This window comes from Stenotrophomonas sp. CFBP 13718 (genome assembly GCF_014842145.1).
GTDB lineage: Bacteria > Pseudomonadota > Gammaproteobacteria > Xanthomonadales > Xanthomonadaceae > Stenotrophomonas.
On the sequence record NZ_JACYVC010000002.1, the window covers coordinates 135394 to 160975 of the forward strand.

Annotated in this window: 18 protein-coding genes; 4 read left to right on the top strand and 14 right to left on the bottom strand. The window is 66.7% G+C overall.

Annotated features, from left to right (window positions below; all coding sequences use genetic code 11):
• Positions 1-174: 174 nt before the first annotated feature.
• Both IFT58_RS04210 and IFT58_RS04215 read right to left on the bottom strand, forming a co-directional pair.
• Positions 175-1629 (bottom strand): alanine/glycine:cation symporter family protein, encoded by a 1455-nt coding sequence (locus IFT58_RS04210; protein ID WP_192093997.1) that lies wholly within the window; start codon positions 1627-1629, stop codon positions 175-177.
• Entirely contained in the window at positions 1626-1922 is a 297-nt protein-coding gene (locus tag IFT58_RS04215) for a hypothetical protein (RefSeq protein WP_192093998.1), read from the bottom strand. Before IFT58_RS04215 ends, IFT58_RS04210 begins: the two co-directional genes overlap by 4 nt.
• Before the next feature lie 114 nt (positions 1923-2036).
• On the opposite strand from IFT58_RS04215, the gene IFT58_RS04220 reads away from it, so the two are divergent.
• Entirely contained in the window at positions 2037-3377 is a 1341-nt protein-coding gene (locus IFT58_RS04220) for a YcaO-like family protein (RefSeq protein WP_192093999.1), read from the top strand.
• Positions 3378-3598: 221 nt separating this feature from the next.
• On the opposite strand, the gene IFT58_RS04225 is transcribed toward IFT58_RS04220, so the two are convergent.
• The 4 genes from IFT58_RS04225 to IFT58_RS04240 all read right to left on the bottom strand — a co-directional run bounded on the left by IFT58_RS04225 (position 3599) and on the right by IFT58_RS04240 (position 10387).
• Positions 3599-4435, bottom strand: coding sequence for a TrmH family RNA methyltransferase (locus IFT58_RS04225; RefSeq protein ID WP_192081530.1), 837 nt, complete (start codon positions 4433-4435; stop codon positions 3599-3601).
• Positions 4436-5941, bottom strand: coding sequence for an amino acid carrier protein (locus IFT58_RS04230; protein WP_192081531.1), 1506 nt, complete (start codon positions 5939-5941; stop codon positions 4436-4438). It abuts the gene before it with no gap.
• Between the two features lie 169 nt (positions 5942-6110).
• Entirely contained in the window at positions 6111-9236 is a 3126-nt protein-coding gene (locus IFT58_RS04235; protein ID WP_192094000.1) for an efflux RND transporter permease subunit, read from the bottom strand.
• Complete coding sequence (locus IFT58_RS04240; protein ID WP_192081533.1) at positions 9233-10387, bottom strand: efflux RND transporter periplasmic adaptor subunit; 1155 nt, start codon at positions 10385-10387, stop codon at positions 9233-9235. Before IFT58_RS04240 ends, IFT58_RS04235 begins: the two co-directional genes overlap by 4 nt.
• A 258-nt stretch (positions 10388-10645) precedes the next feature.
• On the opposite strand from IFT58_RS04240, the gene IFT58_RS04245 reads away from it, so the two are divergent.
• Positions 10646-12148, top strand: coding sequence for an amidase (locus tag IFT58_RS04245; protein ID WP_192094001.1), 1503 nt, complete (start codon positions 10646-10648; stop codon positions 12146-12148).
• Between the two features lie 32 nt (positions 12149-12180).
• On the opposite strand, the gene IFT58_RS04250 is transcribed toward IFT58_RS04245, so the two are convergent.
• Positions 12181-13164, bottom strand: coding sequence for a LysR family transcriptional regulator (locus tag IFT58_RS04250; RefSeq protein WP_188326337.1), 984 nt, complete (start codon positions 13162-13164; stop codon positions 12181-12183).
• 209 nt (positions 13165-13373) lie between these two features.
• Between IFT58_RS04250 and cysK the strand changes: the two genes are divergently transcribed.
• Together cysK and IFT58_RS04260 are read left to right on the top strand one after the other, a co-directional pair.
• Positions 13374-14333 (top strand): cysteine synthase A, encoded by a 960-nt coding sequence (gene cysK, locus IFT58_RS04255; protein ID WP_192081535.1) that lies wholly within the window; start codon positions 13374-13376, stop codon positions 14331-14333.
• Between the two features lie 135 nt (positions 14334-14468).
• The gene (locus IFT58_RS04260; RefSeq protein WP_192081536.1) at positions 14469-15065 is read left to right on the top strand and encodes an O-acetyl-ADP-ribose deacetylase; all 597 of its coding nucleotides are present in this window, start codon (positions 14469-14471) and stop codon (positions 15063-15065) included.
• 60 nt (positions 15066-15125) lie between these two features.
• Here the strand turns inward: IFT58_RS04260 and IFT58_RS04265 are convergent, their stop codons facing one another.
• The 7 genes from IFT58_RS04265 to IFT58_RS04295 all read right to left on the bottom strand — a co-directional run bounded on the left by IFT58_RS04265 (position 15126) and on the right by IFT58_RS04295 (position 25579).
• Positions 15126-16253: an ABC transporter substrate-binding protein gene (locus IFT58_RS04265; RefSeq protein WP_192094002.1), complete on the bottom strand. Its 1128-nt coding sequence runs from the start codon at positions 16251-16253 to the stop codon at positions 15126-15128.
• A gap of 129 nt (positions 16254-16382) precedes the next feature.
• Positions 16383-17387, bottom strand: coding sequence for a class I fructose-bisphosphate aldolase (locus IFT58_RS04270; RefSeq protein ID WP_188326333.1), 1005 nt, complete (start codon positions 17385-17387; stop codon positions 16383-16385).
• 150 nt (positions 17388-17537) lie between these two features.
• Complete coding sequence (pyk, locus tag IFT58_RS04275; protein WP_188326332.1) at positions 17538-19004, bottom strand: pyruvate kinase; 1467 nt, start codon at positions 19002-19004, stop codon at positions 17538-17540.
• 506 nt (positions 19005-19510) lie between these two features.
• On the bottom strand, positions 19511-20140 hold the full coding sequence (locus tag IFT58_RS04280) for an HAD-IA family hydrolase (RefSeq protein ID WP_192094171.1): 630 nt from the start codon (positions 20138-20140) through the stop codon (positions 19511-19513).
• A gap of 60 nt (positions 20141-20200) precedes the next feature.
• A complete protein-coding gene (locus tag IFT58_RS04285; RefSeq protein ID WP_192094003.1) occupies positions 20201-21376 on the bottom strand; it encodes a phosphoglycerate kinase in 1176 nt (391 codons plus the stop codon).
• A gap of 157 nt (positions 21377-21533) precedes the next feature.
• The gene (locus IFT58_RS04290) at positions 21534-22892 is read right to left on the bottom strand and encodes a DUF3999 domain-containing protein (RefSeq protein WP_192094004.1); all 1359 of its coding nucleotides are present in this window, start codon (positions 22890-22892) and stop codon (positions 21534-21536) included.
• Positions 22889-25579 carry a DUF2339 domain-containing protein gene (locus tag IFT58_RS04295; protein ID WP_192094005.1) on the bottom strand — a complete coding sequence of 897 codons (2691 nt, stop codon included), beginning with the start codon at positions 25577-25579 and terminating at the stop codon, positions 22889-22891. The genes IFT58_RS04290 and IFT58_RS04295 overlap by 4 nt, the downstream gene beginning before the upstream one ends.
• Between the last annotated feature and the right edge of the window lie 3 nt (positions 25580-25582).

Genomic DNA, 25582 nt, shown 5'->3' on the forward strand with positions numbered 1-25582 from the left:
GCGGCCACGCGGTGCCGGACCGCGCCCCGGTAGCGCCGACCCACGGTCGGCGAGCGCAGCGGCCACGCGGTGCAGGATCGCGCCCTGGTAGCGCCGACCCATGGTCGGCGAGCGAAGCGGCCGCGCGGTGCCGGACCGCGCCAACGGCAACCGGCTGAAGCCGGCTCTACCTGACTACGGATGCTCCCACAACGGTGCGTTTTTCAACCCTATCGCACGCGGGTTGAACACCGGGTCGATGCCTGCGTTGCGGCTTTTCTCGTAATCGCGCAACGCGGCCAACGCGGGCTTCTGCAGCAGCAGGATGGCGATGATGTTCAACCAGCTCATCACCCCCACGCCGATGTCGCCCAGGGTCCACGCCACGGTCGCGCTGTGCAGCGAGGAATACGCCACCATGCCCAGGAACGTCAGCCGGAAGGCGTTGACCACCCAGGCCGCCGGCTTGTTCCGGCAGAGATAACTGATGTTGGTGTCGCCCATGTAATAGAGCGCCAGGATCGTAGTGAACGCGAACGGCAGGATCGCCAGCGCGACGAACGATTTGCCGAAGCCCGGCAACGCCGATTCCACCGCATGCTGCACGAATCGTGGCCCTGCCTCCATCCCCGGCAGGTTGGCGACCAGCATGCGCGCTTCGTCAGGCACGCCGTTCACCGCGGGATCGTACACGTTGTACAGACCGGTGGAGAGGATCAGGAAGGCCGTCGCGCTGCAGACCACCATGGTGTCGATGTAGACCGAAAAAGCCTGTACCAGCCCCTGTTTGACCGGGTGGGAGACCTCGGCGGCCGCAGCAGGATGTGCACCGCTGCCCATGCCGGCTTCGTTGGACAACACACCACGGCGTACGCCCCACTGGATGGCCACCCCCACCATCGCGCCGAAGGCAGCGTCAACGCCGAAGGCACTGCGGACGATAAGGCCGATCACGTCCGGAATGCGCTCGTAGCTCATCACCATCACCACCAGTGCAACCAACAGATAGGCGATGGCCATCACCGGCACGACCCACTGGGTAACCACCGCGATGCGGCGCACGCCGCCAAAGATGATGAGCCCCAGCAGTGACACCACCGCCACCGCCGTCGCGGCCACCGGCACGTCCCAGGCTTCGTTGAGCGCACCGGCGATCGCGTTGGACTGGGTGCCGGCCAGCATCGCGGCTGCCGCGACGGTGCATAGCGCAAAGATCAGCGCATACCAGCGTTGTCCCAGTCCCTTTTCCATGTAGTAGGCCGGCCCGCCGCGGTAGTGGCCCTGGCTGTCCCGTTCCTTGTAGATCTGGGCCAGGGTGGACTCGATGAAGGCGCTGGATGCGCCGAAGAACGCCACCACCCACATCCACAGAATCGCGCCCGGCCCGCCAAACGCGATGGCCATCGCGACGCCCGCGATGTTGCCGACGCCGACGCGGCTGGACAGGGAAATGTTCAGCGCCTGGAACGGCGACAAGCCCGCCGCGGAACCACGGTGCTGGAACATCAGCGCCAGCATCTGCGGCAGCGCACGCAACTGGATGAAACGTGTCCGGATACTGAAGTACAGACCGGCCGCGAGGCACAGGCCGACCAGGTAGGGACTCCATATCAGGGCAACGATCGTGCTTGTTGCCGACTCGATACTCATTGCGTGTTTCCTTGCTGCCGGTGGGTGGCCCCACGTTGCCCAGCGTGATCGGACACAGCAATGAGAAAAAAACGAAATGACGCATTGCCCGCCATCCCGCTCGACCCGGCCCGCCATTCGAATGCAGATTTCTGCTCCCCCGACAGAAGTGTTTTTCTGACCCAAGCAGCTCTTTCGCCGTCGATCAGGAACGGTTGCGACGCAAGCCGCTGTCTGTCGTCGCGCACATTGGCAAACCGCGCCTGAAGCTGCCAGGCCGGAGTGTCCCTGCGACACGACGACGAACGCAGCATCGTCGGTGCCAGGTATACCCCGCTGCCTGCCTGGCCCCGCCGACGTCCAATGACCCCACGTCAGCGACGTACCGCGGATGCAGGCAGCCACTCGATATCTTCAGGAGCGCACCAATGAATGCACGTCCTTTGCCCCTCTGCAGCTCACCGATCGCAGACGTCGCCGGGCTGGAAAACGAGATTCCGGTTGCCGTGGCCAACAACGCGGCAAGCGAGCTGATCACCGCGATGAAGCTGGACCATGAGCAGATCTGCCTGGACACGCAGGGGCTGCACCTGGAGAGAGTCCGTCTGCAGACGCGTGCCCGTATCGGACATGACATCGAAGTGTGCGGATCCGGCATGGATCACGCGCAAGCCCTGCGCAGCGCCCTCTTCCCGGCCATCGCCCAGCTGCTTCATGCGGATTACGCCAACACATCACGCATGGTGACGTGCAAGGCGAGCGACTATCTGACGCTGCCAGGCGTAGAGCAAGCATTCTCCGAACTGATGCCGGTGATCGCCGAGCAGCCGCGTGCGAGCATCGCGACCACCCTGTTCCATGAAGTGAATGCAAGCCGCTCGCTGCCGGTGCCCACCGCATTGGTGAATGCCAAGTACCTGCACGACGTGACGCGCGGATCCTCGCCGACGAAGGTCCATGACGACTTCGATTACACGCTGCTGGGACGGTATAGCAGCAACCGTAGCGTGGCGGCGGGGGCGACCCAGGACGAAGCCCTGCTGCAGGGCATGTTGTCGGCCCAGGAAGAGGTGGCGCTGGGACGCTTCGCGGTGCAGGGCATCGGCCTGCGCCAGCGGCGGTACCTGCGTCGCGTGGATACCGACACCCTGCCAGCGCAGATCCGCGCGCTGTGGGAAATCACGACGAAGCGCCAAGGCAGCCCGGTGCATCTGTTCGACATCGCCGGCCAGGGCTCGGTGCCGACCTATCTGGCATGCGCTGAAGGACCGACGGCCGATGCCTGGTGCGTGGCCGCCGGCGCAGGCATCAGCCCGGAACACGCCGCGACGCGCGCATTGCGGCACCTGCTGCAGCAGCACGAGGGCAGTGCCTGGGCGCCCAGTCGCCATGATGGGGATGCCGTGTCCGCTCAGCGCCGGCAGGGGTCCGTGCCGCTCCTGCAGGGTGAACATCGCCAGTTCGCGCTGCAGAACCTGCAGGAGGTGATCTCCTGTGCCAGCGTCGACCGCGTGCCCTTCGGCCAGATGCGCGAAGGTACGGTGGGTACGACGTTGGCCAGTCGCATCCTGTTCCTGCAGGAGAACTTCAAGCGCAGCGGACTCACGGTCTGGCAGACGCAGTACTTGCCGGCCTGGGAGGCAGCAGAGCAGTCGATTGCATGCGTGCAGGTACTGATCGCGCCGTTCGACGCGAACTATCTGCTGCTGCAGGGCATACCGGTGGCGGTCTCGCTGGCGGCATTGGACGAGGCGTCCAACCAAGGCTGACCGATCGGCTCCTGCCGACACTGACACGTGCCACAGGCGTTGAAAAAGTACCCGGCCGCATCGCGGCCGGGTCGCCGCATCACCCCACCCCACACGGTGGGGTGCATCCCTGCGGATGTACCGGCCAACGCCATCGTCCTGCAGACTGCCAACACGATGGTGCTGCTACACGTTGCTCCTATGTCCCGACCCGGGGCATAGGGAAAGCACCGGTCGGTGGATCAGGAATTACGTGCGCCTGCCCACTGTGCGAGCAGGACGGCCGTGGCAGACGCCACATTGAGACTCTCAACGGCACCGGTGCCGGGAATGGACACCTGCTGTTCGCAGTCGGCGGCAAGCTGGCGGTCCATGCCCTCGCTTTCCGCGCCCATCACATAGACCAGGCGGTCCGGCAGCGAGGCGGCGAACACGTTGGTGCCTCCGTCCACCACCGTGGCGGCCAAGCCGAAGCCGGCGTGCCGCAGCATCTGCATCGCCTCGGCGGTAGCCGGCAGGCGGACCAGCGAAACCGATTCCGCCCCACCTTCGGCAACGCGGGCGGCCGCGCCGGAGATCCCCAACGTGCTGGTTTCCGGCAACAGCAGCCCGGCCACACCGAAGTGCGCCGCAGAACGCAGGATCGCGCCGAGGTTGTGCGGATTGCCTACCCCGTCAAGCCACAGCGCCACCGCAGGTCCCGCGGGCAGATCCTGCAGCCACTCTTCAAGGGTCAGCACCGGCGAGCGCTGCACGTCAGCGACGATGCCTTCGTGATGGGTCGTTCCGGAGAGCTTGTTGAGGTCACCGTCTTCCACCACGCGGTAGCCGACGCGATTGGCCACACACCACTTGAGCAGCGGCTGCATGCGCGGGATCAGCGCCTCCAGCAGGTACACCTTGCGCACCGCCTGTGGCCGCTTGTTGAATGCGGCCAGCACCGCGTTGACGCCGAACAGCCGCAGCTCATCGGTGTTGCCGCGCCCACCGCCCGGCGGCGCCGGTGCTTCGGTACGCGGCAGCGGCGTTGCACGCGGCGGACGCGCGGACGGACGGCGGTTGTTCCAAGGATTGTTCACTTACGCAGCTTCCTGTTTCTTCTGCCAGAAATCGGCATTTTTGATACCCAATGCGACCGGATCGAAGGTCGGATCCAGGCCCAGTTTTTTCTGTCGCTCATAGTCGCGCAACGCGATCATCGCCGGCTTCTGCACGATCAGGATGGCAACGATGTTCAGCCATGCCATCAGGCCCACGCCGATGTCACCCAGCGCCCAGGCCAGCTGCGCGTTGTGGAACGCACCGAAGATGACCATGCCGATGATGCCCAGGCGCAGGGCCAGCACCGTCAGCGGACGCTTGGCGTTGTTGTTGAGGTAGGTGAGGTTGGTCTCGGCCATGTAGTAATAGGCCATGATCGTGGTGAACGCGAAGAAGAAGATCGCGATGGCCACGAACGCGCCGCCCCACCCCGGGATCACGCTTTCCACGGCAGCCTGCGCGTAACCGGCACCCTCGGCGATGCCGGCCAGCCCCATGAATACGGGTTCGGCACCGGCCACCGGCGAATACACGTTGTAGGTACCGGCGGCGAGGATCAGGAAAGCGGTGGACGTACACACCATCATGGTGTCGAAGTAGACCGCGAAGGCCTGCACGTAGCCCTGCTTGGCCGGGTGGGAGACTTCCGATGCCGCCGCGGCGTGCGGGCCGGTGCCCTGGCCGGCCTCGTTGGCATAGATGCCGCGCTTGACGCCCCACTCCACGGCCAGACCCATCATCGCGCCGAAGGCGGCATGGGTACCGAACGCGCTGTCGAAGATGATGCCGAACATTTCCGGCACGCGATCCGCGTTGAGGATCATGATCGTGACCGCCATCAGGATGAAGCCGGCGGCCATGAACGGCACCACGATTTCGGCGAAGCTGGCGATGCGCTTGACGCCGCCGAAGATCACCACGCCCAGCAGCAGGGCGACGAAGATGCCGATGCCCAGCTTCAGCGCCTGCACCTGGTCCATGCCGAAGGCCTGGCCATCGAGCGGGCCGCACAGCGAGGTCCCGCGGCAGGAATTGATGATGCTGTCCGCGATGGCATTGGCCTGCACGCCAGGCATCAGGAAGCCGGCCGCGACAATGGTGGCGAGGGCGAAGGCCATCGCATACCACTTCAGGCCCATGGCCTTTTCAATGTAGTACGCCGGGCCGCCGCGATAGCGGCCTTCGGCATCCTTGGTCTTGTAGATCTGCGCCAGCGTGCATTCGATGTAGGACGTCGATGCGCCGAGGAAGCCCATCACCCACATCCAGAAGATCGCGCCCGGCCCGCCGAAGGCGATCGCCGTGGCCACACCGGCGATGTTGCCGATGCCCATGCGGCCGGCCATCGACATGGCCAGCGCCTGGAACGAGGACACGCCGGCATCGGATTTCTCACCGGCCACGGTCAGGCGGCACATCTCGAAGAAGCCACGGATCTGCATGAAGCGGGTACGGACGCTGAAATACAGGCCCGCAGCCAGGCACATGAAAATCAGCGCCTTGCTCCAGATGATGCTGTTGATGAAATGTACGGCTGCTTCCACGCGCTCTCTCCAGTCGGCGGAACAAAGGACGTCCCGTCGGCTGAAGGGAACCGCGTTGATTCTAGCTGGCGAACGGCCGCTAGTGACGGCCACTGACCGTCAATGTCCGGAAAACCTGACGGCCAGCGGCCTAAAGCCTGACGGCCAGCGGCCGTCACTACCGGGTCTTTCAGGCGTGGCCGCCGACCGAGGGGGTGTCCTTTTCCTGCTTTTCCAGCTCGCGGGCCACCGCTTCCGGCGAGCGCGTGAACGGGGCAAGCCGGGCGTAGAACGCCGGCACCACGAACAGCGACAGGAAGGTGGACAGGGTGACGCCGAAAATGATCACCACGCCGATCGTGCCACGGCTGGCCGAGCCAGGGCCGCCGGCCACGACCAGCGGAATCGCCCCCACCACGGTCGCGATGGATGTCATCAGGATCGGCCGCAGGCGCACCCGCGCGGATTCGATGATCGCCTCGCGCACCGTCCGCCCTTCGTCGCGCAGCTGGTTGGCGAACTCGACGATAAGAATGCCGTTCTTCGCGGCCAGGCCGACCAGCATCACGATGCCGATCTGGCTGAACAGGTTCACCGTTCCCCCGCTCACCCACAACCCGACCAGGGCCCCGAGCACGCCCAGCGGCACGGTCAACATGATGGTCAGTGGATGGATGAAGCTTTCGAACTGCGCCGCCAGCACCAGGTACACCACCAGTAGCGCCATGGCGAAGGTCAGCAGCACGGCGCCACCGGAGCTCAGGTATTCGCGCGACTCCCCCTTCCAGCTCACCTGCGCGTGCTGCGGCAGCTCTTCGCGGGTGACGCCCTGCGCCCAGGTGATGGCCTCGCCCAGCGGGTAGCCCGGCGCCAGGCCGGCACTGATGGTGATCGAGCGCAGCCGGTTGAACCGGTTCAACGAGCCGGCTTCCGCCACTTCGCTCAGCGTGACCAGGTTGGAGAGCGGCACCAGTTCGCCGCCGCTGGAACGCACGCGGATCGCGGCCAGGTCGGCCGGCGTCGCCCGCCCGTCTCGGCCAGCCTGCACCAGCACGTCGTACTCTTCGCCGTTGTCCACGAAGGTGGTGACGCGGCGCGAGCCCATCATCGTTTCCAGCGCTGAACCGATCGCCGTCACCGACACGCCGAGGTCGGCCGCGCGCTGGCGGTCGATGTTCACGCGCATCTGCGGCCGGGTCTCTTTGTAATCCGAATCCACGCCGACCAGGCCGGGGTTGTCGGCCATGCGCAGCAGCACCCGATCACGCCATTGCGCGATCTCCGCGTACTCCGGACCGCCGAGGACGATCTGGAACGGCTGTCCACCACCACGTACCAGTCCCCCACCGACCTGGGTGCGCACGCGTACGCCACGCACGGTATCCAGCTCTTTCTGCAGTTCGTCGGCTACTTCCGGGGTGGACGTCGTGCGCTCGCGCCACGGCTGCAGGAACACGCTGATGCGGCCGGTATGCATTTCTTCGCTGGAGCCCCAACCGCCGGGCACGCGCGGGTTGGCGCGGGCGATGGGCTGTTCGTCGCCTACATGGCGCGCCACGATCGCTTCCACCTGTTGCACCTGGCCGACGGTGTAGTCGAAGCCCGCCCCTTCCGGACCGTCGATCATGATCTGGAACGAGCCGCGGTCTTCGGCCGGGGCCAGCTCGGAAGGCAGCGACTTGATCAGCACCCAGCTTGCCGCCAGCGCGGCGACCATCACCAGCAGATAGATCCACGTGCGGTCGACGTGGCGATCCAGCACGTTGCCATAGCCGCTGGCGAGCTTGTCCAGGTTGCGGTTGATCACGCCGTAAAGCCCGCGCGGCGCCTTGCCGGAATGCGGCTTGAGCAGCTTGGAGGCCATCATCGGCGTCAGCGTCAGCGCAACGAAGGCGGACAACGCGACCGCGGCCGCCAACGCCACCGCCAGTTCGCGGAACAGGCGTCCGGTATTGCCCTCCAGGAAGCCAACCGGCAGGAATACCGCCACCAGCACGGCCGTAGTGGCGATGACCGCGAAGGCCACCTGCGCGGTGCCGCGCTTGGAGGCCACCAAGGGGGGCTCACCCAGGTCGATGCGACGCTGTACGTTCTCCACCACCACGATCGCGTCATCCACCACCAGGCCGATGCACAGCACCAGCGCCAGCAGGGTGAGCAGGTTGATCGAGAAATCGAACGCGTACAGCGCGATGAAGGCCGCTACCAGGCACACCGGCACGGTCACCGCCGGAATCAACGCGGCACGGAAACTGCCGAGGAACAACCAGATCACCACCAGCACCAGCAGCATCGCCTCCACCAGCGTGGCGTAGACACGATCAACCGCGGCCTCGATGAAGGTCGTGTTGTCGAAGGTGACACCGATCTGCGTACCCTGCGGCAGCGTCTCGGCGATGCGATCGGCCTGCTCACGCGCTGAGCGGGTCACGTCCAGCGCGTTGGCGGTGGAGGTCTTGACGATACCCAGGCCCACGCCGGGCTCGCCGTTGCTGCGGTAATAGGCGCGCCGTTCCGCCGAGGCCAGCTCGATCTTGGCCACATCGCCCATCCGCACCACGTAGCCGTCGCTGCCCTTGCCCAGCGGAATGGTGGCGAAGTCCGCAGGCTTCACGTAGTTGCGCTCCACGCGCAGGGTGAAGTCCCGATCGGCCGATTCGATGCGGCCCGCGGGCAGCTCCACGTTTTCGTTGCGCAGGGCGGTTTCGACGTCGCCGGTGGTCAGCCCACGCGCTGCCAACTGGTCGCGGTCCAGCCAGATCCGCATCGCATAACGCTGGCGGCCACCGATGCGCACCTGCGATACACCGTCCAGGCTGGCGAACCGGTCCACGACGTAACGCTCGGCATAATCGCTCAGTGCCAGCGTGTCCATGTTCGACGAAGACAAGTTGAACCAGATGATGGCCTCGTCGTCGCTGTTGGCTTTTTCGATCTCCGGCGCGCGTGCCTCGTCGGGCATGCGGTCGGCCACGCCACTGACCGCGTCACGCACGTCGTTGGCGGCGGCTTCAATGTCGCGGTTACTGGTGAACTCCAGGCTGATCTGCGCACGGCCATTGGTGCTGCGCGCGTTGATCATGTCGATGCCTTCGATACCCGACAGGGAATCTTCCAGCACCTGGGTGACCCGGCTTTCAATCACCGCCGCCGACGCGCCGGGGTAATCCACCGATACCGACACGACCGGCGGGTCGATGGCCGGCAACTCGCGCAGGGTCAGCCGGGTGAACGACATGATGCCCAGCACGATGAGCAGCAGGCTCATCACCACCGCGAACACCGGCCGCTGGATGGAGATGTTGGAGAGTTTCATCCGCCGTTACCCGCCGGTGCGACCGGGGTGACCGGTGCCGTCGGGGCGTCGGCTGCTGGCGCTGGCGTCGCCGGCGGTGGCGGCATTTTTTCCGGTTCCGGCGCCGCGACGGGCGCGACCTCGCGCGCCTCCACCTTCAAGCCGGGCCGCAGTTTGCCGGTGCCATCGATGATGATCCGCTCGCCGGGGCGGATGCCCTGCTTCAACTCGACCACGCCGGCACGGCGCGCACCGGTCATCACGTCGGCCCGTTCGACGGTGCTGTCGGCCTTCAGGCGATAGACGAAGGACTCGCGTCCGACCTGCACCACCGCGATCTCCGGCACGATCAGCGCCTGGCGTTCCGGGCGATAGATGTTCACGTCCAGCAGCATGCCGGGGCGCAGCGCGTGGTCGCCGTTGGCGAAGTCGGCGCGCACGGTCACCGCCCGCGTGGACGGATCGACGCGGGCATCGATGGTGGTCACTTCACCTTCGAACGTACGGCCCGGCCAGGCCACGCTGGTGGCTTCCACTTTGTTGCCGTTGGCCAGCGAGGACAGCTCGGACTCGGGCACCTGGAAATCCACGTGCATGCGCTCGATGTCGTCCAGCGTGGCGATGGCGGTGGTCGGGGTGACCAGCGAGCCGGGGCTTACCTGGCGGATGCCGAGCACGCCAGCGAAGGGCGCGCGCACGTTGCGGTCACCGATCTCGGACTGCATCTCCGCCACGCGGGCCTCGGCCGAATCGCGGATGGCTTTCTGCGTATCCAGCGTGGAACTGGCGACCAGCCGCTGCTGTGCCAGTTCGCGCTGCCGACGGTACAGCTGATCCGCTTCAGCGAACGTCGCTTGGGCCTGGGTCAGTGCAGCCTGCTGTGCCTGCCCGCGCAGGGTCACCAGCGGTGCACCGGCGCGCACTTGTTGGCCGCTGTCGAAGTGCACCTGTTCAATGATCTCGCTGACCTTGGCGGTGATGGTCACCGACTCGCGTGCTTTTGCCGTGCCCAATGCCTGCAACGTATCGCTCCACGCGGCCATCTCCACGACCTGCGCGGTGACCGGCACATCGGCAGCCTGGCGGCGTGCCGCCTCCGGTTCGCCCTTGCACCCGACCACCATCAGCAGGGCAAGACCGGCAGCCGTGCCCATTGCGAAACGTCCCAACATGAAAGATCCCGCCTTCTGCATGACCGCCGAGTGTAGGGGCCAGCATGCGAAGACCGTATGTGCCAAGCGTTTACCGTCATGTGCACGGCCTGCGGTGGCAGCCGGAACCCTTTCCGTGCAAGGGCTTGGCGCGGCGTATCGCGATGTGTCGGGATGTGTCGGGCCTTGCCTCGTCAGCTCAACGGCGCATGTGCCTCTGGCCGGCGCGCCGGGCACCGTCCATGTTGAAGGTGTCCTGCCACCTGGAAGGCCTTCACCATGGCACCCATCAATCGTCGACAGTTCCTGGCCGCCGCAGCCACCCTTACCGCGAGAGGGGCGGCGACGTCACGAAGCCCGGCGCGCGCGCCATGGCAGCTGACAGCGCGCCAGGCCGCGACAGGCCTGCGGGCGGGCACGCTGACGTCCACGGCGCTGGTGCGCAGTTGCCTGCGTCGGATAGACGAGGTCAATCCACACGTCAATGCCCTGAACTTCGTCGATGCGGAGGGCGCGCTGCGCGCTGCCGCTGAAGCCGACAAGGCATTGACCGAAGGGCGCAGCAGCGGCCCGCTGCACGGAATTCCCGTCGCCATCAAGGACAACACCGATGTGCGCGGCCAACCGATGACCAACGGCGTGGTTGCACTGCGTGACAACATCGCCATCGCCGATGCGCCGCAGATCACCCGCCTGCGCCAGGCCGGGGCGGTCCTGCTGGGCCGCAGCAACACGCCGTGTTTTTCTTTCAGCTGGGATGCCCGAAACGATCTGCATGGCACCACGTGGAATCCCTGGAGCCCCTTGCATACCCCAGGGGGATCCAGCGGCGGCGCGGCCTGCGCGGTGGCGACCGGCATGGTGCCGCTGGCACAGGGCAACGACATCGGCGGATCCATCCGCTACCCCGCCTACTGCTGCGGGGTTCCGGGCCTGCGCCCCACCCCTGGCCGGATCCCTGGCCTGTTCAGTCCTGCCCGTGGCGAGGACGCGCTGGGGCTGCAACTGATGTTGGTCGAGGGCCCTATCGCACGGTGCGTCGACGATCTTCGCCTGATGCTGGACGGGTTCAGCGGTTTCGATCCGCGCGTCGCCGGATCGATCCCACTGCCCTTCCCGGGCAGTACCGGCAGCCAGCCTCCGGTGATCGGGGTGTTGCGCGAGGATGCCATCTGTCCCCGCTCGGCCACGGTGAGCGCGGCACTGGAACGGGCCGTGATTGCCTTGCAGGCCGCCGGCTACCGGGTGCAGGAACTGCGCGTGCCGGAACTGGAAGAGGCGTGGCGGTTGTGGTGGTTGCTGGTGATGGAGGAAACGCGTGCCTTGTTGCCGGACATCGAGCGCGATGGTGACGCACCGATCAAGGCGTGGATTCGCTACAACTACGCCGTCGCCGCCGAAATGTGGGGGCCGCATCCCACCCTGTCCGGCTACATCCATGGCTACACACGCAGGGCCGCGTTGATCGGCCGCGTGCAACAGACGCTGCAGTCCTATCCGATCCTTCTGCTGCCCGTCGCCAACGACGAACCGATGCTGCACGGTCAGCATTACGCCTCGCTGCCGGCGGCACGTACGGCCATCGCATCCGGCTGGCCGTTGATGGCGTTACCTGTGCTGGGCTTCCCGTCGCTGGTCGTGCCAACTGGACTGGCCGAGGGCCTGCCCACCGGCGTGCAGCTGATGGGCAGGCGGTTCCATGAGCAGGACGTCCTGCGCATCGGCGAGGTAATCGAAGCCGCGATGCCCCGATTGACGCCGATGGAGCCTGTCGGCGGCTGACGGGTGGGCCGGGGATGCGACCCCGGGCTTCTTCAGGAGGTGATGGTCTGGGTCAGCGATTCCCAGGTCGGCGGCAGCGGCCACGCGGGCGCCTGGTTGCCGTCCAGCACGCGGCGCAGGTCGCGGGGATCGATCTGCGGTGCCAGTACGTGCACCAGTTCCAGCGCGTAATCACGCAGCACACGGTCGCGCGGCAGCACGGCCCAGGCAATGCACTCGGCGATCGGTGCAGGGGCAACCCAGGCACGCAGATCGTGATCGGCGGCGCTCACGGCCATTTCAGCCAGCAATCCCACGCCCAAACCGCTGCGCACATAGGTCTTGATCAGGTCTGCATCCAGCGCCGTCAGCGCGATGTCCGGCGTGAGCCCGGAGCCGGCGAATGCACGCTGCAGGGACGAGGCCGTGCGCGTGGAGGATTCATAGCTGACCAGCGGGTGCGCCGCCAGGTCCGCCAGGTCCGGCGCGCGTCCGGTCCGGTCCAGCGGGTGGCCCTTCGGCACCAGCACCAGCCGGCGCCAGCGGTACAGCGGCACGGCGATGCCTGCACTGGGCTCACCACCGGCCGTGCTGATGATCGCAATGTCTGCGTCCCCTTGGCTGAGCAGGTCCAGCGCATCGCTTTCGGCGGCCTGCTGCAGGTGTACGCTGACCTGCGGATAGGCCTGCTTGATCCGCGCCACCGCCGGCGGCAGCACGAAGCGCGCCTGCGTGTGGGTGGTGGTCAACACCAGTTGCCCCTGGCTTTCGCGACGCTGGTTGGCCGCATAGGTGCGGATGTTGTTGGCCTCGCCCAGCACCGCGCGGGCGCGGCTGATCACTTCAACCCCGGCCGGTGTCACCGATTCCAGGCTGCGGCCCCGGCGCACGAACAACAGGAAGCCCAGCTCGTCTTCCAGCTGCTTGAGCTGCTTGGACAAACCGGGCTGGGTGGCATGCACGCGTGACGCGGCGAGCGTGATGTTCAACTCGGCGTCGGCAATGGCCACCAGATAGCGAAGCTGGGTGAGCGTCATGACGGTGCGGGCAGGTGGGAAAGGGAGGAGAGATCCACTGTAGGGCAGATGTCATCACCAGCTTATAACCAAATGTTGTTTAAGACAGGTATCTGGTCATTTCCTGCTGTCATATGGCAGCGCTACGGTCAACCGGCCAGGGCGGATGGCCGCATCCACCGCCTTTCCTTTCCCTCCGCGCATGGCGCGGCACGTCCCCGGAGCGCCCCATGGCCCTGTACGATTCCATCCTCGACACCATCGGCAACACCCCCATCGTCAGGCTGCAGCGCCTGGCACCGGACCACGTCACCCTGTACGCAAAGGTGGAGTCGTTCAATCCGGGCGGCTCGGTGAAGGACCGGTTGGCGCTGGCGATCATTCTCGACGCCGAGCAGCGCGGCGTACTGAAGCCCGGTGACACGATCGTGGAAGCCACGTCGGGCAACACCGGCGTCGCACTGGCCATGGTGGCCGCCGCACGCGGCTACAAGTTCGTCGCCACCATGGTCGAGACGTTCTCCATCGAGCGCCGCAAGCTGATGCGCGCCTACGGCGCCAAGGTCATCCTGACGCCGGCGGCCGAACGTGGCAGCGGCATGGTGCGTCGGGCCGCAGAACTGGCCAAGGAACACGGCTGGTTCCTGGCCAGCCAGTTCGCGAATCCGGCCAATCCGGCCTACCACCGCAATACGACCGCACCGGAGATCCTGCGCGACTTCGCCGGCAAGCGGCTGGACTATTTCGTCAGTGGCTGGGGCACGGGCGGCACGCTGACCGGCGTGGGCGAGGTGCTGAAAGTGGCCCGTCCGCAGACCCGCATCGTGGCGACCGAGCCGACCGGCGCGGCGCTGTTGAAGGGCGATGACTGGAAACCGCACAAGATCCAGGGCTGGACCCCGGACTTCGTGCCCGAGGTACTGAACCGCGATGTGGTGGACGAGCTACTGACGGTGGACGACGACCGCGCCATCGCCACCGCCCGTCGGCTGGCCGCCGAAGAAGGCATCTTCGTCGGCATTTCGGCCGGTGCGACCCTGGCCAGTGCGCTGGACGTGGCCGACCGCGCCGAACCGGGCGCGGTCATCCTGGCCATGCTGCCGGACACCGGGGAGCGCTACTTCTCCACGCCGTTGTTCGCCGACGTCAATGAAGGCTCCGACGACGAGTGGCTGGCCGGTCTGCCATGAGGACCTGATCGCCTGTTCTTTTCCTGTTCGCACCGTGTGAGACGGTCATGACGCAGCCTGCATGCAGCCCCCGGTACGGTGGCGCATGCAACGCGGGCCGTTGCGCCGTTTCAACGACATCCAGGAGAAGTACGCATGAAGATCGAAGTGTGGCAGGGGGACATCACCACCCTGGCGGTGGATGCGATCGTCAATGCGGCCAATGAGTCCCTGCTGGGTGGCGGTGGCGTGGACGGTGCGATCCACCTGGCAGCGGGCCCTGGCCTGCTGGAAGACTGCGAGCGACTGCCGCAGGTCCGCCCCGGTGTCCGCTGTCCAACCGGTGAGGTCGTGGCGACAGACGCGCACGCCCTGCCCGCCCGCTTCGTGCTGCATACCGTCGGTCCGGTGTGGCATGACGGCCAGCGCGACGAGCGCGCCCTGCTGGCCAACTGCTATTGGAAGTCGCTGCAACTGGCTGAGAAGCTGGGAGCGCGTTCGATTGCCTTTCCGGCCATCAGCTGCGGCGTGTACGGCTATCCGCTGTACCGTGCCGCCGAAGTAGCGGCTACCGAAACCCTGGCCTGGCAGCGCAGCCATCGTGAGCCGCGCCGCATCATCCTGGTGGCCTACAACACCGCCACCTTCAAGGCGTACCAGCAGGCACTGGCAGCTGCCGGGCAACCGCTTGGCGACGCGGAGTCGAGCAGCTGGGCGGAGCGGATGCATGCTCCGCTCGCCGCGATGGCGTGACGACCGGCGGTCGCCACGCCTTCTGAGAGCCCTACCGCGAGCGCGGTCGTACCTTCGCGATCAGGGAGTGTCCACGTCCACTGCCTCGGCGACCGGCACGGCGACATCCGCATTGGCGGCATCCCGCAACGACAGTGATTCGCCGCCTTCATTGCTCACGCGCACCTGCACCACGGCCTGGCGTTCTTCCAGGCTCGCAACCACCAACTGGTAGCGGCCGGCCGGCAGGTTGGCCTGCAGGCGTGCGTTGGTGCCGCTGCCGCCATCGTCGTCACTGAGATCGATGGTCGGTCCGTTGAGCTGCAGCGTGGTGTCCACCTGGTCAGACAACGCATCGATCCGCACGGGGCCGGCCTGCGGCACGTTCAACATGAAACGGCGCTCGCCATCTTCCCGGCTCAGCAGCGCCTGCACGGTGATGCCCGGCGAGATCGTGGTGCCGTCGGTGGACACGATGTCAGCCGACAGCGCGGTGTTCTTGACGTCCAGACGGAACTGCCCGCTGCTGCTGTCGTCGATCGACTTGACGGCCAGCGTGTAGGTGCCCGGCTCCAGCATCAGGTTCATGCGTGAATTGGTGGAGCTGCCGCCGTCGTCGTCTTCTTCATCCACGTTGGGGCCATGCAGCTCCAGTACCGTATCGAACGCGCCGGAGGCCAGGTCGATCTGATACAGGCCGGCCTTTTCGACCTGCAGGGTGTACTCCTGACGGTCCGACGCCAGCAGGTCGACGATCTGCCCGCTGCCGACCAGCGGCTTGCCATCGTAGGGCACTACTTCGGCTGCCTGCAGGCGATAGGGGCCGTACGCGGATGCGCCGTCACCGTTGACTGCCACGCGATAGCGACCTGCGCCGTCGGCACGGAAGGTCACTTCCACCGGACCCTCTTCCGAGGCTTCACCGCGCGTCACCAGCGTGCCGTCTTCGCGGAACACCGACAATGCACCGGACAGGGCGCCGCTCAGCTTCAGCGAGACCGCCTGCTTGTCCTTCAGTTCAATCGCGTAGAGCTGGTAGCGGCTGCCATCGCTGAAACTCAGCGGGCTGGCCGAGGTGATCTCACCGACGGCGGTCTTGCCGAATCCGAGTGACGCCGCCTTGGCACCGTCGGCGCCTGCCTGCTTCAGTCCACAACCGCTCAGTGCCAATGCGAGCCCAGCGGCCAGCAGCGTCGTTGCAATACGCATGAATGTTCTCCCTGGCCTGTAAGGGAAGTACCGCGGGTCGGCCAGGCCCCGGGATGGCGACACCATACCCGGAAAAAACAAACGCCGGCACATGGCCGGCGTCTGCAGTGCATCAGGGGACGGCAGGACTCAGCCGTTCCACTTGCCCAGGGCGGCCTGGCCGTTTTCCTTGGCACGCTCGTACACGGTCTTCTGTGCGGCGGCGTAGTTGGCCTTGGTGTCCTTGCCCCACAGCGCCAGCGCGGCCTGCTGCATGGCACGGCCATAGGAGAACGTCAGCGGCCACGGCAGGTTGCCCATCTGGTTCATCAGATTGAGGTGCTCGGTGGACTGCTCGTCGCTCTGCCCACCGGACAGGAACACCACGCCCGGCAGGATCGCCGGCACGGTGCTCTTCAGGCACATCACGGTCGACTCGGCGACTTCCTCGGCGTCGGCCTGCTCTTCGCAGTCCTTGCCGGAGATGACCATCGAGGCCTTCAGGATGGTGCCTTCCAGCAACACGTTCTGCTGGTACAGCGCGTCGAACAGCGAACGCAGGGTCGCCTCGGTCACTTCGTAGCAGGTCTCGATGTCGTGGTCGCCATCCATGATGACTTCCGGCTCGACCATCGGCACCAGGCCACATTCCTGGCACAGGGCAGCATAACGGGCCAGCGCATGGGCGTTGGACTCGATGCAGGTGCCCGACGGGATGCTTTCGCCGATGTTGATGACCGCACGCCACTTGGCGAAGCGCGCACCCAGCTTGTAGTACTCCTGCAGACGCTCACGCAGACCGTCCAGGCCTTCGGTGACCAGCTCGCCCGGGCAGCCCGCCAGCGGGTGTGCGCCCTTGTCGACCTTGATGCCCGGAATCATGCCGTTGTCGGACATGTACTTGGCGAACGGCACGCCGTCCTTGGTGGACTGACGGATGGTCTCGTCGAACAGGATCGCGCCGGAGATGTGCTCGTTGAGCTTCGGCGTGGTCAGCAGCAGTTCGCGGTAGGCGCGACGGTTCTCTTCGGTGTTCTCGATGCCGACGCTGGCGAAGCGCTTGGCAATGGTGCCGGTGGATTCGTCGATCGCGATGATGCCCTTGCCCGGGGCGACCATGGCCTGGGCGGTTTCAGCCAGCTGTTCGATGCTCATGTACTTCCTGTGGCGGGTGCGGGAAAAACGTGATTATAGCCCGCGCACGCCGTGACCTCGACGTGGAGGTCGGATGGAAACGATTCCAGACCATCAGCACGATCAGGCCGGCTCCCCTCTGCGGACAGAAGGGAGCCGGCCCGTGCGGGGTCAGAGCTCGCCCAGCCCCTTGGCCGTGCCATCCACGCCGACTTCCAGCAGGCGCAGCGTGTTGGTGGCGCCATGGGTTTCCATGTGCTCGCCACTGGTGAACACGACGCGGTCACCGGCTTCCAGCAGGCCGGCGTCGGCCAGCAGGCGGATGCTGCCACGCGCCGCTTCACGCGGGGTCAGGCCGCGGCTGTCAAAGTTGATCGGGAACACATCGCGCATCAGCGCCATCTGCCGGCGCGCGCCGTCATGGCGGGTCACCGCGAACACCGGCGCGGAGGCACGGAAGCGCGACAGGTAACGCGCGGTGCCGCCGGACTCGGTCATTGCCACGATGGCCCGCACGCCCACGTGCTGCGACAGGAACATGGTAGCCATGGCGATGGCCTGGTCGGCCCGTTCCAGGTTGCGCGGCGAGGCACTGAAATCGGTCTCGGTCTGGAACTGGCGTTCGGCACCCAGGCAGATACGTGCCATCGCTTCGACCGCCTTGACCGGGTACATGCCCGCGGCGGTTTCGGCCGACAGCATCACCGCGTCGGTACCGTCGATGACCGAGTTGGCCACGTCCAGCACTTCGGCGCGGGTCGGGATGGGGCTTTCCACCATCGACTGCAGCATCTGCGTGGCGGTGATCACCACCTTGTTCTGCGCCAGCGACGCCTTGATGATCTTCTTCTGCAGGCCCGGCAGCTCGGCATCGCCGATCTCCACGCCCAGGTCACCCCGTGCCACCATCACCACGTCACTGGCGTCGACGATCTCTTCCAGGTTCTCGATGGCTTCGGTGCGCTCGATCTTCGACACCAGCGCGGCGTAGCAGCCGTGCGATTCGGCGATCTCGCGGGCATCGTTCATGTCCTGCGCGTTGCGGCAGAACGAGACGGCGATGAAGTCCACGCCGATCTTCGCCACGATGCCGATCAGTTCTTTGTCGCGCTCGGTCAGCGCGCCCAGCGACAGGCCACCGCCCTGCTTGTTCAGGCCCTTGCGATCAGACAGCACGCCGTCGTTGAGCACCGTGTTGATGATGCGCTCGCCCTGCACTTCCACGACCTGCAACTGCATCAGGCCGTCATCCAGCAGCAGCACATCGCCCGGACGCACGTCCTGCGGCAGGCCGAGGTAGCTCACGCCGACCTGGGTGGTGTCACCGGCCGGTACGTTGGTAGCCGCCACCAGGTCGAAGCGGTCGCCGGCCTTCAGATGGATCTTGCCTTCGGCAAAGCGCTCGATACGGATCTTCGGGCCCGGCAGGTCGGCCAGGATGCCCACTTCCACGCCCACGCGGGCAGCGGCGGCGCGTACTTCGGCGGCACGCTTGGCCTGACCGGACGGATCACCATGGCTGAAGTTCAAGCGAACCACGTTGACGCCAGCGCGGAAAAGCTCCTCGAGAATGCCCGGCGGATCAGTGGCTGGGCCGAGGGTGGCTAGGATCTTGGTGCGACGCTGACGCTCGAACATGGTGGATGGGCTCCCGTTAAAGCAGAGAAATTAGCACATCCTTCACACGCCATGTATGCGGTTACATCGTTGCAGCGCCTCGGTCTGCCCGATGTCTGCAAGACAATACGGGTCAGCATTGTGGAAGCAGGTTTTTCCGCAGCGCATGTGAGCGCTGCCTCGGTGGCGCCGCCCCGTGGTCGGCGAGCGCGCAGCGCGGCCTGCGTCCGGCATCGCGATGCCGGATAGATTTCGCCGAGCGTGGCTCGGCGCTACGGGACCGCCGGTCGCGCGGGACGCCGGTCACCCGGTAGCCCCGACCCATGGTCGGCGAGCGCGCAGCGCGGCCTGCGTCCGGCATCGCGATGCCAGATGCATTCCGCCGAGCGTGGCTCGGCGCTACGGGACCGCCGGTCGCGCGGGACGCCGGTCACCCGGTAGCCCCGACCCGTGGTCGGCGAGCGCGAAGCGCGGCCTGCGTCAGCGACCGCGGATGCCGGATACATTCCGCCGAGCGTGGCTCGGCGCTACGGGAGCAGGGTCAACAGCGCCGCGGGCGTTTCTGCCAGCGCGCCGGCGCCGGCGGCCTCCAGCTCATCGGCACCACCAAACCCCCACAGCACGCCGATGCTGCGCAGTCCGTGATGACGCGCCCCTTCGATGTCCATGCGGCGGTCACCGATCATCCAGCACTGCGCCGGCTGCACTGACAGCCGCGACAGCGCCTCGGCCACCAGTTGCGGCTTGCTGCTGCGTAACCCATCCGCCGTGGCGCCGATCACATCCTCGAAGCAGTCACCGAACGGCAGGTGCTCGACGATGCGCCGCGCATGCGGCTCGTTCTTCGCCGTCACCACCGCCAGCCGATGACCGCGCGCCTTCAGCGCACGCACCACGTCTTCGATGCCGTCAAACACCGCATGCTCATTCCAGCCGTGGGTCTCGAAACGTTCGCAGTACAACGCGACGGCCTGCTCGACCTTCGCCGCATCGTTGAATACCGGACTGAAGCTGGTCCGCAGTGACGGGCCGATCCAGCTGCGCAGCGTCTCCGCCGGCGGCGCCGGATGCTGCATCTGCTCGAAGGCATGGGTGATGCAGCGGGTGATGCCCACCTGCGAATCAATCAGCGTGCCGTCGAGGTCGAAGAACAGCATCTCATGGCCCGCACCGGCCAAGCGGGTCTCGACGCTGGCCGCGGTCAGGTCGTCCAACACTTACGCACCCCGCGCTTCGAGCGCGGCCACCGCCGGCAGGGTCTTGCCTTCCAGGAACTCCAGGAACGCACCACCACCGGTGGAGATGTAGCTGACGTCGTCGGCGATGTGGAACTTGTCCACGGCGGCCAACGTGTCACCGCCACCGGCGATCGAGAACGCCTTGGAGGTCGCGATCGCGCGCGCCATTGCCTCGGTACCCTTGCTGAAGGCGTCGAATTCAAACACGCCGACCGGCCCGTTCCAGACCACGGTCCCCGCCTGCTGGATCAACTGCGCGTACTGCGCCGCCGTCTGCGGACCGATATCCAGGATCAGGTCGTCTTCGGCCACCGCGTCGACCGCCTTCACCGTCGCTTCGGCATCCGGCAGGAACTGCTTGGCCACGACCACGTCGGTCGGCAGCGGGATCTCAGCGCCCCTCGCCTTGGCATCGGCCACGATCTTCTTCGCGGTGTCCAGCAGGTCAGGCTCATACAGCGACTTGCCGACCGGGTATCCGGCCGCAGCGATGAAGGTGTTGGCGATGCCACCGCCCACGATCAACTGGTCCACCTTGCCGACCAGGCTGGCCAGCAGCTCCAGCTTGGTGCTGACCTTGCTGCCGGCGACGATGGCGAGCAGCGGCTTGGCCGGCTCTTTCAGGGCCTTGGCCAGTGCATCCAGCTCGGCCATCAGCAGCGGCCCACCTGCCGCCACCGGGGCGAAGCGGATCACGCCATGGGTGGAGGCCTGGGCACGGTGCGCCGTACCGAAGGCATCCATCACGAACACGTCGCACAGCGCGGCGTACTTCTTCGCCAGCGCCTCGTCATCCTTGCCCTCGCCCGCGTTCATGCGGCAGTTTTCCAGCAGCGCGATCTGGCCCGGCTGCACGTCCACGCCGTCTACCCAATCGCGAATCAGCGGCACGTCACGGCCCAGCAGCTCCGACAGGCGGGTGGCGACCGGCTGCAACGAGTTCTCTTCGCTCCACTGCCCTTCCTGCGGGCGGCCGAGGTGGGACGTCACCATCACCGCCGCGCCCTGTTCCAGCGCACGCTTGAGCGTCGGCAGCGAGGCCGTGATGCGCTGCTCGGAGGTGATCTGGCCGTTCTCGATCGGAACGTTCAAGTCCTGTCGGATCAGCACGCGCTTGCCGGCAAGGTCGAGATCGGTCATGCGGACGATGGACATGGGCAACTCCTGGTCGATGGTAGGGGCGCCGCGAAGGGCGCAGCCCACTATTGTCCGGGGTGTCACGGCGCATCGCAAACCGGGATACGTGATTGACGGCCGCACGCCCCTGCGCCGCCGCGCAGGGTTGACGGCCAGCGGCCGTCGCCACCCTCGGTCAGGCGTCGGCAGGCTTCTGCCGCAGCACGCTCAAGGCCAGCCCACCGACCACCAGCACGCCCAGGATCAGCAGGGACCACAGCAGCCACCGCTTCCAGTCGCGCGGTGCCTGCAATGCCGCTTCACCCGCCAGCACTTCCGGCGGCCCTTCCAGGCGCGCCAGGCTGGGCTGCCACTCCGGTCCATTGCGTGAACGCAGGTCAGCAATCACCACGCCCACCGGTGCGTCCTGCCGCGATGCGGTCGCACTGCCCACGGCCAAGGCATAAGGCGCGGCCCCTTGGCTCAGGAACATCAGAACTTCGGGACGGTACCCCAGGCGCAGCAGCGGAACGGTGGAACTGTTCGCCGGATCAGCCACCAGCTTCCAGTAGCGATCCCGCGTTGTCTCGCCGAGCTCGCGCGGAGGCGACTGCTGCTGCCCGGCCGCGTCCGCCTGCACCTGATACGCCACCCACGGCGCCGTGCGGCGTTGCCAATCCGCGCCTGGATCATCGCGACTGAAGGCCGTCCATTGCACCAGGCTGTTGCCGGTGGTTGCCACGTCCAGCCGACCGATCGGGAAGCGACCGTCCAGCTCGAACTCGAACGCGCCATCGGCCTGTTGCTTCGGCTGCAGCGTCAGCCACTCCCAGGGAATCGTCGCCGGTGCCGGCGGCACTTCGGCCAGCACGCCGCGCAACGCCGGCAGTGCCTGCGCATCGTTGCCCAGCACGCGCACGTAGCGCGCGCCATGGCCGATCTCGATCCGCCGTTGCAGCAGACGCTTGCCGGCCCGCTGCAGATCCACCAGCGGCACCTGCGCATCGACCTGCTGCCAGTTGCGCAGGTCATCGCTGACATCCACCTGCACGTTGACCTGCAGCGGCTGCTCGCGCTCGGCCCAGTCCAGTACCAGTGCCGCCAGCGGTTGCTGGCCCAGCACGCTGGCGTCGATCAGCCAGCCCGCCGAGGGACCTGCACCCGTGCTGGCGCCCACGCGGGCTTCCACACGGCGGACGCGGCCATCGGCATCGCGTTCGGTGAGCAGCTGCAGATCGTTGCGGCTGCGCGCATCCAGTGCCGGCAGGGCGAACCACGGCAGCTCACGCTGCACCGGCGGCTGCGCAAGGGGCTGGTCCGGCGCCAGCAGGGCGGACGGCAGCGCCTGCCCGGTCGCGTTGTAGACCTGCACATCGGCCAGCTGCGGCGACCACGCACGCCGGTAGATTTCCGGCTCCAGTACGACCCGATACGCACCGGACTGCTCGCTGGACAAGCGCAGCGGCCATTGCTCGACATACTGCTGCCGGTGCTCCTGGGCCAGCGCGGCAGGGGTCACGCACAGCGCCATTATCAGCGCCATCCAGGTCTTCATGCGGTTTCCTCCACGGTCTGCGACGGGCGCGGGGGCGCCGGCGCGAAGTAGCCCACGACCGTGCACAGCAGGCCATAGGCGATGAACGATGCAATGCCCAGCAGGTTACCCAGGTGGTTGCGATCGATCAGGATCAACTTGGCCAGCACCACGGCCATCAGTACCGCGCCGACGGTCCACAACACCCGCTGGCCGCGGCGCGAGCCCCACACCCAGGCAATAACGCCCAGCACGCTCCACACCACGGTGAGGCTGGTCTGCGCGAGGCTGGACGACCACAGCGCGTCATTCCAATGCACATCGCCCCAGTGGTGCACGGCGTGCAGGGTCACGCTGGTGATGGCGATGAAACCGGCGATGGCCAGTACCGGCACGCGGATCCGCTGCAGCACGGCCGGTGCCTGCGTCGAATACAACCAGCGCGCGGCCAGCAGCAGCATGACCCACTGTGCAAGTTCGGACGGATTGACCACCGGCAACCACGGCAACGGATCCGGCCAGCCCGGCACGAAGTGCAGGAACAACCAGGCGATACCCAGCACGCCGAACAGCACCATCTGCAGCAACGGACGTGCCGGATCGAATGCCGCCCCCAGTGGCTGGCTGATCCAGCGCCAACGGTGCATGGTCAGCGCCACCAGCACGATCCAGGGCAGCAGCACCATCACGATCTCCCAGCCCTGCGCGATGTTGAGGCGGCTGGCCACCTGCTGCAGCGCAAGTGACAACACGCACGGCCACAGCAGCCACCACAGGAACTGCGCCACCCGCGCCAGCTTGCCCGCGCCCTGGCGCAGCGCATGCAGCGAACGGGTACCGAGCACCGCGACCAGTGCCCATGCCAGGCCGCCATACCCCGCGAACGGCTGGCGGTGCATCGCCACCTGGGCCAGCAGCAACGGGAAGGCCAAGGCGAGCATCGCCAACGTGGTCAATCCGAGCGCACGCGCCGGCTGCCGGCGATGCACTTCCGCTGCCAGCCAGCCGGTCAGCGCCGTCAGGATCAGCAGCGCAGCCGGTTCATGACGGCTGGGCAGGAAGCGCAGGCTTTCGGCCGACAGCCCCACCAGCCACCACGACAGCGCCCACAGGTAATACACCAGCGCGATGCTGTCGCGACCGTGGCGACGATAGCTCCACGCTGCGGCAAAACCGGCCACGGCAATCAGCAGCACGCCCATCGCAGTGGGATTGAGCAGGAAGCGTGCGTCGCCGTCCCAGTAATCGGCACCGGCCACGAACGCAAACGCGGCGGCAATCTGCAGCAGCGCACCACTGATCTGCGGCAGGCGGCGCTGCTGGCGCAGGCCGAGCCAGACAAGCCCAGCGCCTTCCAGCGCGAAGATGGCACCGGTAACCCGCGCGGACAGGGCCAGCGGCACCGCCAGCGTGGCAAAGCCCACCGCCAGTACCGCGTGCGACTGCGCCAGCACCGCGAACGAGCGGCGATGGATCAAGGCGCGGGCCAGCACGGCATACAGCGCTGCCACGCCGACCGCGATGCAGGCCAGCAGCATGGGTTGGTCATGCAGCATCGCGGCCTGCAGCGAGAACGCGACCAGCGGCGTGCCGAACACCAGGCTGCCGTCGACCAGGTCGCGCTTCTCCGCTGGCTGGCGACGCGCGTACAGCAATGGGATCAGCAGATAGAAGACGAAGAACAGCACAAGGAACGGCTGCGTGCTTGGCAGGTCCTGCGGCCGGTACTGCAGCACGCCCCACGCGATGCCGATGCCGAAGGTGAACACGAAGCCGAGCAGGTTCAGCACGCGCCACGGACGGAACCAGGCGATGGCGAAGATGCCCGCGTTGAGCACGGCGTAGTAACTGAAAAGGCCAACGTGGTTGCCGCTGCCGGTGGACAGCCAGAGCGGCGCCATGAAACCGGCCAGGATGCCCAGCACCGCCAAGGTGCGCGAATCCTGCACCACGGCCAGCACACACAGGCCCGCCACCAAGGCGATGCTGGCGATGAACGCCGGCAGCGGGTCGACCAGGTGGTAGATCTTGAAGGCAGCGAACACGGTCAGCAGCAGGACGCCGATCGCCCCGCCCTGCAGCGCCAGCGCGAAGAGGCGGCGGCTGCCGCGCTGCTTCCAGCCGAACACCAGCAGGCCGAGCGCACCCACCGTGATGCCGGCCAGGCGCAGCTCGATCGGCACATCCAGCAGGCCTTGGTCACTTACATATTTCAGCAGCGCCGCAACGCCAGCCAGCAGCACCAGCATGCCGATCTTCACCGGCACGTTGCCTTCGGTGAACCAGCGCTTGGCGGCGCTCAGCGCGCGCTCGACCGCATTCGGGCCGGAGGGCGGCGGCGGTGCGACGTAGGCGGGCGGCGGCGGGGCCTCTTGGGTGCCGGGCGGAAGCGGCGGCGGCGCGGCAACGGTGGCGGCGACCTCGCGCACGGGCGGGGACACCACCGGTCGCTCTACATCATCCGCATCGGCAGCCGCTGCCTGCACCGGCCACGGCTGGATCGGCGGCAGCGGATCCCACGTGGCCGAAGCGGGAGCGGCCGCATCGGCGATGGGCGACTGCGCGTGCGGTGATGCCTCACGCCCCAGCAGGGCTTCTTCCAGAACGCCTACCCGGCGCCGCAGGCCGGCGATCTTCGCCAGGGCGACCACCAGCAACAACGGAATGGCCAGCAGCACCAGCACCAGCATGACAATCAACGCTTCCATTCA